This is a genomic window from Flavobacterium aquidurense (genome assembly GCF_002217195.1).
Taxonomy (GTDB): Bacteria; Bacteroidota; Bacteroidia; order Flavobacteriales; family Flavobacteriaceae; genus Flavobacterium; species Flavobacterium frigidimaris.
On record NZ_MUGR01000017.1, the window covers coordinates 64,508 to 77,197 of the forward strand.

The 12,690-nt window shown below is 36.4% G+C and carries 9 protein-coding genes; 7 read left to right on the forward strand and 2 right to left on the reverse strand.

Annotated elements, in window-relative coordinates; genetic code table 11:
• Nucleotides 1-32: 32 nt before the first annotated feature.
• On the forward strand, nt 33-491 hold the full coding sequence (locus B0A67_RS09410) for a hypothetical protein (protein WP_072964525.1): 459 nt from the start codon (nt 33-35) through the stop codon (nt 489-491).
• Between the two features lie 63 nt (nt 492-554).
• Here B0A67_RS09410 and B0A67_RS09415 read toward each other — a convergent pair whose 3' ends face one another.
• Entirely contained in the window at nt 555-788 is a 234-nt protein-coding gene (locus B0A67_RS09415) for a hypothetical protein (protein WP_072964524.1), read from the reverse strand.
• A gap of 256 nt (nt 789-1,044) precedes the next feature.
• Here B0A67_RS09415 and B0A67_RS09420 point away from each other — a divergent pair, with 256 nt between their 5' ends.
• The 4 genes from B0A67_RS09420 (at nt 1,045) to B0A67_RS09435 (ending at nt 8,397) form a co-directional block, all read left to right on the forward strand.
• Nucleotides 1,045-1,494, forward strand: a complete 450-nt coding sequence (locus tag B0A67_RS09420) for a DUF6896 domain-containing protein (RefSeq protein ID WP_072964523.1) — start codon at nt 1,045-1,047, stop codon at nt 1,492-1,494.
• A 321-nt stretch (nt 1,495-1,815) separates the two neighbouring features.
• Entirely contained in the window at nt 1,816-4,722 is a 2,907-nt protein-coding gene (locus B0A67_RS09425; protein WP_072964522.1) for an FAD-binding and (Fe-S)-binding domain-containing protein, read from the forward strand.
• Between the two features lie 514 nt (nt 4,723-5,236).
• On the forward strand, nt 5,237-7,168 hold the full coding sequence (locus B0A67_RS09430) for an amino acid permease (RefSeq protein WP_072964521.1): 1,932 nt from the start codon (nt 5,237-5,239) through the stop codon (nt 7,166-7,168).
• A gap of 134 nt (nt 7,169-7,302) precedes the next feature.
• On the forward strand, nt 7,303-8,397 hold the full coding sequence (locus tag B0A67_RS09435) for a DUF695 domain-containing protein (protein ID WP_072964520.1): 1,095 nt from the start codon (nt 7,303-7,305) through the stop codon (nt 8,395-8,397).
• Nucleotides 8,398-8,629: 232 nt separating this feature from the next.
• Here the strand turns inward: B0A67_RS09435 and B0A67_RS09440 are convergent, their stop codons facing one another.
• The gene (locus B0A67_RS09440; protein WP_072964519.1) at nt 8,630-9,832 is read right to left on the reverse strand and encodes an aminotransferase class I/II-fold pyridoxal phosphate-dependent enzyme; all 1,203 of its coding nucleotides are present in this window, start codon (nt 9,830-9,832) and stop codon (nt 8,630-8,632) included.
• Between the two features lie 432 nt (nt 9,833-10,264).
• Here B0A67_RS09440 and B0A67_RS09445 point away from each other — a divergent pair, with 432 nt between their 5' ends.
• Both B0A67_RS09445 and lpdA read left to right on the forward strand, forming a co-directional pair.
• Entirely contained in the window at nt 10,265-10,720 is a 456-nt protein-coding gene (locus B0A67_RS09445) for an Lrp/AsnC family transcriptional regulator (RefSeq protein WP_072964518.1), read from the forward strand.
• Between the two features lie 483 nt (nt 10,721-11,203).
• A complete protein-coding gene (gene lpdA / locus B0A67_RS09450; RefSeq protein WP_072964517.1) occupies nt 11,204-12,607 on the forward strand; it encodes a dihydrolipoyl dehydrogenase in 1,404 nt (467 codons plus the stop codon).
• The last annotated feature ends 83 nt before the right edge of the window (nt 12,608-12,690 follow it).

Here is a 12,690-nt window from a genome sequence, read left to right on the forward strand (position 1 = left end):
GGGAAACACTATAAAGTCACAGCTAAAAAAGAATGAAACATTTTGGTATTCAATTTACAATTTCCAGTAGTGTCATTCTGATCATTGCCATATTCGCTTTTTTTAGTTCTCCTGCTTTGTTTGCCATGTTTTTTGTGCCGGTACTACTTATTGCTGCTGTTACAAACGGAATATTTTCGGCTATTATTTATTATATCAACGAGAAAGTATCTGTATACGTTTCGGTATTTCTTTTTATACTATGCGCGTGGTTCCTAAAAGTAATCAATAGTAATTATAATGAATACAGTAATCATGAGAATTGGCAATTCTACAATCATCAGCAGATAATATCGACCAAATTAGACCTGATTATAGGCAAGAATCTGTTCGGTTTTCAGTTCTTTTTATTTATGATTTTGCTGAATCTCTTTTCGGGTTTTGTTGTATTTCTGATACATTATTTCAGAAATAGAAAAAATAGGGAATTCGATTTTATAGAAGAGGATTGATCATAGGAGTAAAACCTCGATCTGTCAAGATCAAGGTTTTTGGTAAAAAGTGATAATTAGAAATTATTCCGCATCCAAATAAGGATTTAGAATCTCAGCTAATTCATTGAGCCAATAAAAGCTATTTTCTAATTTGATTATTTCCTGCTGAAGCGTTTCGTCTTCCCGCAGAATTCCCAAAGCAACGATAAAATTTACCTGCCTTAGCGCTTTTGTCATTTGATCTGGCGCGATAGTGTTGTTGAAAAAAGACATTAGCCGGAGTTCGGCTTCTTTGGAAAGGTTGTTTCTACTCATAACTTGACATTTTTATTGAATATAAACCGATGTAGATAAGATGTTTTTTATGCGTTTAAGTGCATTATTGTTAATCACAATACAGCATCATACCACAAGGGCGAAATTTATTTAATTCTCAATGTGAAGTTTTAAGAATAGCAAATGTAGTAAAAAACAATTTAAAAGTAAGAAAAATAATATATCTCATAAATGTTTTATTCAAAATTTGACAGAGTTGTGAATCCCATATTTTCAATTTAATTTTGGAATAATTATGATAGAACAAATCTTAACAGATTACGTCAAGTTTATTAGGAGCTTTGAAGTTTTACTAAAGGATAAATACAAACAAAACATAAATCCATGTTCATTTTCGCGTACTTTTTTTGAAAGGGTTGGATCGATTGACGGAATTAAATATTGGTTTCATGGAAGCGGTTGTACAGCTGAAAAAGATGAAGTTATTTATGCTTATGATATTGGAGGAAATGAAATTGAGTTTTCACAATGGAAATTTTCGGAATTTATTAGAACCCATTCTGACTATCAAAAATTAAATTATAGTCCTGAATTTATTGAATACGAACTATATCAGCTTATTAATAAAGGAATTCTGAGCTGGTTAATTATTGAGGGAATAGAAGGAACTTCTTTTGGATGCGTTTTTATGTCGTACAGAGTTATTCTTGAAGCGCCTTATGTTTTACAAAAAAATATAAATTAATAATAGCCCTGATAGAAGTGGAAATCCTTTTGCTTTTTTCTTTAAAAAGCAAAAGATTGAAACGGATAGCAGGAATAGCTTCTAATTAAAATTTCAATAAAAAATTCTCAAATTCCAATTTTTATGTGCTGGAATTCAGTTTTCAGAAGCCTTCGACTTCGCTTAGAGTGACAATTTGGGTTAAATCCCAATTTTTCTAAATTCCAAACTTCATAAAACAATCGCAGAAAAACGGCAGAAGCTTTGTCTCTTTGCACCTCAGAACCTTAAAAAATAACTATTTTTGTAACTGAAAAGAAAAGCCATAAATTCAGCGATCAAATGTCAATAAATAAAGAGTTAGAACAATTAGCAACGTCATTAGAAGGAACACTTTTATACGATGATCTTCATAAAACGCTTTACTCAACCGATGCTTCGGTGTATCGAATCAGACCAAAAGCGGTTGCTGTGCCTAAAACTATAGAAGATATTAGTAAAGTGATCCGGTTTGCGGCGCAACAAAAGATTTCGATTACACCAAGAACAGCCGGAACTTCTCTTGCCGGACAAACGGTTGGTGACGGAATTGTGGTAGATGTTTCGAAGAACTTTACTAAAATCCTGAATTTCGACGCCATAAAAAAAACAGTTACGGTTCAGCCCGGTGTAATTCGCGATGAACTGAATTTATTCCTGAAACCTCATGGTGTTTTTTTCGGACCTAATACATCTACGACAAACCGTTGTATGATTGGCGGAATGGTAGGAAATAATTCCTCAGGGACTACTTCGATTCGCTATGGTGTAACGCGCGATAAAATTGTCGAAATCAAAGGACTTTTGAGCGATGGATCGCAGGTAGTTTTTAAAGAACTGACTTCGGCGGAATTTATTGAGAAGACCAAAGGTGATACCTTAGAAAATAAAATATACAAAAGCCTTTACGACGAACTTTCGGTAAAAGCAACGCAGGACGAAATCATAAAAGAGTTTCCTAAACCGGAAATTCACAGAAGAAATACAGGTTATGCGGTTGATATTTTATTAAAATCGGATTTGTTTGGCGGAACTGAACCAACAATTAACGTAGGAAAATTGCTTTGCGGAAGCGAAGGAACGCTGGCTTTTACAACAGAAATTACTTTAAAGGTTGACGATTTGCCGCCAGCAAATAATATTATGGTAGTGGCGCATTATCATAGCATTCAGGAATCGCTGGAATCTGTTGTGGTGGCGATGAAACATCATTTGTATACAGCAGAAATGATCGACGACACGATTTTAGATTGTACCAAAACGAGCCGCGAACACATTAAAAACAGGTTCTTTCTGGTAGGCGAACCCAAAGCGATTATGATGTTTGAAGTGGCTTCGCACGATCCGGAAGATGCCGAGAATCAGGCGAATGCTTTGGTGGCCGATTTAGAAAAAAATAACTTTGGCTATGCACTCGTAAAAATTTACGGTGCCGATATTGATAAAGTAAACGAACTTAGAAAAGCCGGTCTTGGACTTTTGGGCAGTATTGTGGGCGATGACAAAGCAGCCGATTCTATAGAAGATACAGCGGTTGAATTGAGCGATTTACCGGCTTATATTGCCGAGTTTTCGGCCATGATGTTACGTCACGGACAAGGTGCGATTTATTACGCACATGCCGGAGCAGGGGAACTGCATTTGCGCCCGGTTTTGAATTTGAAGAAAACATCTGACTTAAAACTCTTTAGAACCATCGCGACCGATGTAGCGATTTTGGTGAAGAAATACAGAGGTTCGCTAAGCGGTGAACACGGCGACGGAATTGTGCGCGGAGAGTTTATTCCGTTTATGATTGGCGAAACGAATTATGAATTGCTGAAACGTATTAAACTGGCGTTTGACCCTAATTCGGTTTTGAATATTGGGAAGATTGTCAATGCCTTGAAAATGGACGAAAACCATCGTGTAATTTCAGGCAGAGCAGAACCGGATATTAAAACGTTTCAGGATTTCTCGGACAGTTTAGGGATTTTGCGTGCTGCTGAAAAATGCAACGGTTCCGGAGATTGTAGAAAATTACCATCGGCAGGTGGAGCAATGTGCCCGAGTTATCGTGCGACCAAAAATGAAAAAGAAACAACGCGTGCGAGAGCGAATGCGTTACGTGAATATCTGACCTATTCTGAGAAAGAAAACAAATTCGACCAGAAAGAACTTTACGAAGTTTTTGAGTTGTGTGTGAGCTGTAAAGCCTGCGCCAGCGAATGTCCGAGTAATGTGGACGTTGCGACTCTAAAAGCAGAATTTTTATACCAATACCAAAAAGCAAACGGATTCTCGACCCGAAACAAGATTTTTGCCCACAATGCAAAACTGAATAAAATGGGAAGTAAGTTTCCGTCGATTACCAACTTTATTTCGAATCAATCGCTTGTTAAAAAAAGTATGGGGATTGCGCCGGAAAGACAAGTGCCGCTTTTGGCGAAAAAGACTTTCAAAAAATGGTACGAAAACCGGAAGCCGCAACGCAACGATTTTCCAAACGGTCAGGTTTATTTGTTTAATGACGAATTCACGAATTATTACGATGTAAATATCGGAATTGATGCTTTCGAATTATTGACAAAATTAGGTTACGAAGTTCTGGTTGTCGATCACGAAGAAAGCGGAAGAACGTATTTGTCTAAAGGATTTTTGGAAGAAGCTAAAAAGATTGCAAATATCAATGTAAATATCTTCAAGGATTTAATTTCTGCAAAAGCGCCTTTAATCGGTATTGAGCCATCGGCAATTTTAACTTTTAGAGACGAATATTTGCGTTTGGCAGATGATAAAGAAGCGGCTGAAAAAGTAGCTCAAAGTGCCTTTACAATCGAAGAATTCTTTAAAAAAGAAATCATCGACGGAAAAATAAAACCGGATTCATTCTCTGAAGAAAAGAAAGAAATCAAGATTCACGGACATTGTCATCAGAAATCATTGAGCTCTGTTGAGGCGACTTTCGCGATGCTGAATTTACCAACGAACAATACGGTTACGATTTACAATTCCGGCTGTTGCGGAATGGCAGGATCGTTTGGTTACGAAAAAGAACATTATCAGGTGAGTATGCAAATGGGAGAAGATACTTTATTCCCAAAAGTGCGTGCCACCGCTGAAAACGTCAAAATCGCTGCCGCAGGAACCAGCTGCCGCCATCAAATTTATGACGGAACCAGCAGAGAAGCACAGCATCCTGTGAGTATTTTGAGAAACTGTCTGCGTTGAGAGATGGCACGCGGATGACACGGATTCACTTCGTGAAAACGCGGAGGAGCGCGGATTTTTTTGTTTATAAATCTGTATGGAAAAGTTTTGCCAAAGATTACAGGATTAAAAATGATTTTGCTTCACGCAGATTCTGCATATTAAAGCAGATTTAATTTACTTATAAATAAAATCTGCGCACATCTGCCTAAATCATTTTAAATCTGCGTGAAATTCATATTAAAATAATCTGTGCTAATCATTTTAATCTGTGGCTAAATTTTTTCTCTCGCAGATTTGGCAGATTTAGCAGATTTTTTTTGACAAAGACTAAAAAGAAACCCGCGTTAATCCGTTTTACCAGTTAAAACCCGCGGGCAAAAAAAAACTTTGTGACTTAGCGCCTTCGTGGCAAAAATAATTCACTGATAAAACAAAATGGTTTTATATATTTGAAATCAGGATATTTTTTGCATTATTTGCAAAATAAAACCTCAAACACCGATTTAAATTAATTTTAAAAGCAAAATCATATATGGCATTATCAGGTTTATTCCGTAAAAAAACGGTACAAGATATTCTGAAACAAGTTGCAAAAAACGACGCAGATGGTCATAATGCATTAGGAAAGCATTTAACGACAAGAGATTTAACTGCGTTTGGAATTGCTGCAATTGTGGGTGCAGGTATTTTTAGTACCATCGGAAAAGCCAGTGCAGACGGAGGACCAGCAGTAATTTTCTTGTTCTTGTTTACAGCCCTTGCCTGTAGTTTTGCAGCCTTTGCGTACGCAGAATTTGCCTCGATGGTTCCGGTTTCAGGAAGTGCTTATACATACTCTTATGTGGCGTTTGGAGAAATAATTGCCTGGATAATTGGCTGGGCTTTAATTATGGAATATGCTGTAGGAAATATAACGGTCGCCATATCGTGGAGTGATTATTTTACGGGACTGCTCCAGAGTGGCGGAATTCACTTACCGCAATGGATCCAGATGGATTATCTAACGGCTTCAAACGGATTTAACGATGCCACGGCTTTAATGCAGGGCGGAAAATCATACGAAAATTTAGGCAGAAGTTTACAGGAAGCTTATACGGCCTGGACAACAGCGCCAACAATTGGTTCTTTTCATTTTGTGGCTGATTTACCGGCATTATTCATTATTATTTTAATTACAGCATTGGTTTACAGAGGGATGAAAGAGTCCCGTAATGCCAGTAATTTAATGGTTGTTGTAAAACTTTGTGTGGTGCTGCTGGTAATTGCAGTGGGTGTATTTTATGTAGATACATCCAATTGGGATCCTTTTGCGCCAAATGGGGTTAGCGGAGTTTTAAAAGGAGTTTCGGCTGTTTTCTTTGCTTATATTGGTTTCGATGCAATTTCGACAACTGCCGAAGAATGTAAAAATCCGCAACGTGATTTACCACGCGGAATGATGTGGGCAATTATCATTTGTACTATTTTATATATTGCCATTGCCTTGGTTTTAACCGGAATGGTAAATTATAACGAATTAAATGTTGGAGATCCTCTGGCATTTGTTTTCGATAAATTAAACCTGAAATGGATGTCCGGAATTATAGCTGTAAGTGCTGTAGTAGCGATGGCGAGTGTTTTACTGGTTTTTCAGATGGGACAGCCGCGTATCTGGATGAGTATGAGCCGTGATGGCTTATTGCCAAAGAAATTTTCTACCGTGCACCCAAAATTCAAAACGCCTTCATTTGCAACAATCGTGACAGGTTTTGTGGTAGCAGTTCCGGCTTTGTTTCTGAATCTGACCATGGTAACGGATTTATGCAGTATCGGAACTTTATTTGCTTTTGTACTGGTTTGTGCCGGAGTTTTGGTTTTGCAGGACAAAACAGATATCCCGAGAGGAAAATTCAAAACGCCTTATGTAAATTCAAAATATATTCTGCCGGTTCTTATGATTGCAGGACTGTATTATGCTTTTGCCTTTAATAATAAAGCGACAATGGCTTTTATTAATAATGAAGAGCAGACCTATGATGCAACGACAATTATCACTTCATTAAATAAAGAAGAATCAACAAAAGTTTTCAATTATTTAGAAAGTATTGATCTTCATAATAAAACTGCTGAAACAGCAGATCTAGAGCATTTGTTGAGTCAATATCAGGACGACGAAGCAAAATATGCAGAGGTTGTAAAAGGATTACCAATCAGCGATTCTCTAAAATACGAATCAGGTTTCAGTTTATTCAAGCACAAAATTCCAATGTGGATATTTTTAGTAGTTTTAGTTGGATTAGCAGTTTGGGCTTTCAGAAAAAACCTTTCTTTAATTCCTTTATTAGGTCTTATCTGTTGCCTTTATATGATGGCAGAATTAAGCGTCTGGAACTGGATTTACTTTACGATCTGGTTATTACTCGGACTGATTATTTATTTTACTTACAGTAGAAAAAATAGTAAGCTGAATGCCATTGAAGTGTAAACTGCTATAAGTTATATATAGGGAAAGCCGTTCTGAGAATAATTTCAGAACGGCTTTTTTTATCAATATATTCTTATGTTTTTTTAAAAGGTTTTCTTAAGTTTGATCATTGTAATTTTTAATTTTTTAAACGAATGGGTTTCCTTAAAAATATCCTGGGTAAAAAAGATACCCCAATAGATTCGGCCAATGATTTTTGGAATTGGTTTCTAAAACATGAAAAGGGGTTTTTCAACATTGTTCAAAGCCGTAAAAATATAAGTACAGCTTTCTTTGATAAGCTTGCTCCAAAGTTAGATGAAATACACAACGGGATTTACTTCCTGAGTGGTATGTTTGATGATCAGACTGTCGAGTTAATTTTAACGCCGGATGGAGCGATTAGAAATATTTACGCAATTGAAGAGTTGGTAAATAATGCTCCAAAAATTGACGGTTGGAAATTTACAGCTCTTAAACCGGCATCAGATATCAAAGATGTTGCTATTACTTACGAGAATTTTGAATTTAAAAAAGAAAACTTAAAATTTTATCCTAACATCCATAAAGGTTATCCGGACGAAATTGATCTGACAATTGTTTACGATCATTTTACAGAAGATAAAAAAGCAATAATAGCGAATGGCGTTTACATCTTTCTGGATAATTATCTGAGCGAATTGCACTCCGTTACGCTGATTGATAATATGAATGTAATTGGACACAATGAAGTTTCTGAAGAACTAATTCCAATCGAAAAATTAAAAGATTATTTGATTTGGAGAGAAAAAGAATTTGTAGAAAAATATGAAGGTATCAGGCATAATACCGAAAACGACGGTTACGCAAGTTTTGAAGGGAAAACAAAAGAGGGCGGAATTATCTTGGCTGTAATCAATACAACTCTTTTGCAATGGGATAAAAAAGCATCCCATCCCTGGATTCTGATAGTTGGAATTCCATATCAAAAAAGAGATGAAAGCGGTTTGCCGGATAGTGAAACCTATAAACGATTAGATGAAATTGAAGATGAGATAATGCTAAGTTTGCAGGATGCAGATGGCTACTTAAATGTTGGACGCGAAACTGCCAACAACAAACGGGAGATCTTTTTTGCCTGTAAAGATTTCAGAAAACCTCCGAAAGTTTTAGACACATTAATAAAAAAACACAATAAAACATTTGAAATAGGTTACGAAATTTATAAGGATAAGTACTGGAAATCCTTTAGGCATTACGAGCCAAAATAAAATTAAATCCGTTCTGAAATATCTCAGAACGGATTTTTTTGTTGTAAATTCAATGTGTGAAATCGCCACGAATTCACGAATTTTTCAAGTAATAATTCGTGAATTCGTGGTGAAAAAAAGTGGATATAAAATCAGTGTAAACCAGTTTAAATCAGTAAAATCCGTAGACTAAAATTTGTGATCTTCGTTTCTTTCAAAATAAAAAAACTTAGTGCATCTTTGCGAAATAACTTTACAAAATACCAAGCTCCACCATGCAAGCTTTCATCATTTCATAAGTACGCTCAATATCGTTATCCAATCCAATCGAAAAACGAATCAAACCATCCGTTAAGCCCATTTCATGCTGTTCTTCTAACGGAATTTCACTCGAAGTTGAAGTTCCCGGAGCACTGAACAACGTTTTGTAAAATCCTAAACTTACTGCCAAATATCCCAGATTTCTGGCTTGCATCAATTCCATTAATTCATTTGCTTTCGCCAAAGTTCCAACGTCAATCGTTAGCATACCGCCAAAACCGTATTCCGGATTAATCATCGTTTTGTACAATTCATGACTTGGGTGACTTTTCAGTCCCGGATAAACTGTTTTAAGTCCGTCTTTTTCGAATTTATCTGCCAGAACATGAGCATTATGGCTGTGTTGTTTGATACGGATATGCAACGTACGAAGGTTTTTCATTACAGAAGCTGATCGCAGACTGTCCATTGTTGGTCCCAAAAGCATACTTGCGCCCGAGTTTACATTTTTTAATGAATTGATAAAATCTTTCGAAGCGCAAGTCACACCGCCAACAGTATCGCTGCTTCCATTGATGTATTTTGTCAAACTGTGAATCACGATATCAGCACCAAGTTTTGCAGGTGAGACAGACAAAGGTGAAAACGTATTATCGACCACCAATTTCAAATTATGTTTTTTAGCAATCTTTGCCAAACCAGCAATATCAGCCACTTCCAATAACGGATTACTTACCGTTTCACAATACAAAACTTTAGTATTTGGCGTAATTGCAGCTTCTACGATATCTAGTTTTGTAATGTCAACAAAGCTCGTTTCAATCCCAAATCTCGGGGTAAAGTTTTTCAGAAAAGCATAAGTTCCTCCATAAATCGTCCTGCTCGAAACAATGTGATCGCCCGCACCGCACAACTGCAGTAGAGTAGGCGTAATCGCTCCCATTCCAGAAGCCGAAACATTTGCTGTTTCAGTTCCTTCCATTGCTGCCAAAGCCTGGTCGAGATACAAATTACTGGGTGACGAATGGCGTGAATACAAATAACAGCCTTCCATATTTCCCTCGAAAGTATCGAACATCGTTTTGGCCGAAAGAAATGTATAGGTCGAAGAATCAGAAATCGAAGGATTCACACCGCCAAATTCCCCAAAATATTGCAAATCCTGAATTTTATCTGCTGGATTAAAGTCTTTCATTTTATTGTTGTTTTTTTAGTTTCAAGTTGTTGTAACCTATTAATCAAACTTTAAATTTTGAACCATTTTTCATTGGAATTTAAAATTTGGAATTTGATTTTAATTAGGAGCTATTTCCAGCTTTCCGTTTCAAGTCCTCATAAAAAAGGCAAAGTTTCTAATGTTCTAAAAAGAGCTTCCGTTGGTCGCTTTTTTAGACCAGGAAACATTTGCCCTTTTTACTCCGGGCTTTACACTTCAATCTGGGCTATGAAACCCTTTTTCAAAAGAAATTCTATTCAAAGTAACGTCTTAATAGAAAATTAATCAACTATGAGTTTGATAATTAGATTTTAAAACTATATAAGTGATTTATTAAAGATTATTAATCTAAATTTGTTTTAGAAAAACCAAATCAATAGATTTTCTTTCATTTTCTAAAATATAAAAAAAATGACTTTAGACGCTACCGATAAAAAACTCCTTGTTTTACTACAAACCGACAGTAAAAAAACAACCAAAGAATTGTCCTTAAAATTGAATCTGTCAGTAACTGCGGTTTACGAACGTATCAAAAAGTTAGAACGCGAAGGCATAATAAAAAACTATGTAGCATTAGTAGATAAAACCAAAATCGGCAAAGGATTTGTGGTTTTCTGTCACTTAAAACTCATTCAGCACACCAAAGAATTCCTGACCAAATTCGAAAGTGAAGTCATCAAACTCAACGAAGTCTTAGAGTGCCATCACGTAAGCGGCGATTATGATTATATCCTGAAAGTATTGGTAAAAGACATGGAAGAATACAGGGAATTTCTGGTCACTAAACTCACTTCGCTACAACATATCGGGAGTACACAAAGTATGTTTATGATTAGCGAAGTAAAGAATTCAACAGTGATTTTTTGAGGAAGGTTCAAAGGTTCAGAGCAACAAAGGGACAAAGGTTTTCTGTAGAGACGCACAGCAGTGCGTGTAACACATGATTAGTTTTTGAGATTTTAAAAGAATCTCGGCAAAGTTGCGAAGTCGCAAAGTTTTTTTGAGTTGCCTCCAGATTTAGCTGGAGGAATAAGATCCGACTAGAAAAGGCTTTAGCCAAACGACATAGATTTGGCTAAAGCCCTTTCGGATTGACAATATTTCCATCCAGCTAAAGCTGGACGCTATTCAATGAGTATCTCAAAATATTTAAAAAACTTTGCGACTCTGCTACTTTGCGAGCAAATTTCAGCTTTATAAATAAAAAACTTAGCGAACCTTGCGTAAAATCTTTGCGAACTTTGCGGTAAAATCGTCTACCAAAATTTCACACAAAAAACATTGAGATTTAAACTTTAAACAAAACTTTATTCCTTAATTTTGTATCGCTAAAAATAAAATAGACAAACTATGAGTTCATTTGACGTAGTCATTATAGGTTCAGGTCCTGGAGGATATGTATCAGCAATTCGTTGCGCACAATTAGGTTTCAAAACGGCAATTGTAGAAAAGTATAACTCTTTAGGCGGAACTTGCCTTAACGTAGGTTGTATTCCTTCAAAAGCATTATTATCTTCTTCTCATCATTACGCAGAAATTGCACATTTCGCAGATCACGGAATTGAAGTTTCAGGAGATGTAAAAATCAATTTAGAGAAAATGATCGCGCGCAAACAAGCAGTTGTAGATCAAACCGTAGGTGGAATCAACTACTTAATGGATAAAAATAAAATCACTGTTTTTAATGGTTTAGGTTCTTTCGTAGATGCAACGCACATTGCTGTTGCAAAAGCTGACGGAACATCAGAAACTATCGAAACTAAATATGCTGTAATTGCTACAGGTTCAAAACCATCTTCTTTGCCTTTCATCAAAATTGACAAAGAAAGAATCATCACTTCTACAGAAGCTTTGGCTTTAAAAGAAGTTCCAAAACACTTGGTAATTATTGGTGGTGGAGTTATCGGAATCGAGCTTGGACAAGTTTACCTTCGTTTAGGAGCTCAGGTTTCTGTAGTAGAATTCATGGACAGAATCATTCCTGGAATGGATAGTTCTTTGTCTAAAGAATTGACTAAAGTATTGAAAAAACAAGGAATGAAATTCTACGTTTCTCACAAAGTAAAATCAGTTGAAAGAAACGGCGATGCTGTTGTGGTTCAGGCTGAAAATGCAAAAGGAGAAACAATCACTCTTGAAGGAGATTATTCATTAGTTTCTGTTGGTCGTCGTCCGTACACAGACGGACTAAACGCTGACAAAGCAGGAGTAAAAATCTCAGACAGAGGACAAGTTGAAGTAAACGATCATTTACAAACGAATGTTCCTAATATTTATGCAATTGGTGATGTTGTTCGTGGAGCAATGCTGGCACATAAAGCAGAAGAAGAAGGAACTATGGTTGCTGAAATCTTAGCAGGTCAAAAACCACATATCGATTATAACTTAATTCCTGGTGTAGTGTATACCTGGCCGGAAGTTGCTGCAGTTGGACAGACTGAAGAGCAGGTAAAAGCTTCAGGAACAGAATATAAAGTAGGAAGTTTTCCTTTCAAAGCATTAGGTCGTGCAAGAGCTAGTGGAGATCTTGACGGATTTGTAAAAATCATTGCTGATGCTAAAACAGATGAAGTTTTAGGAGTTCACATGATTGGAGCGCGTACAGCTGATTTAATAGCTGAGGCAGTTACAGCAATGGAATTCAAAGCTTCTGCTGAAGATATTTCAAGAATGAGCCATGCACATCCAACTTTTGCTGAAGCGGTAAAAGAAGCTGCATTGGCCGCTACAGATAATAGAGCATTACACGTATAATTTACGTTGCATCATAATTTTAAAAAACCGCTATTTCCGAAGCTTCGGAAGTAGCGGTTTTCTTTTGTAATAAGCTTATTTGC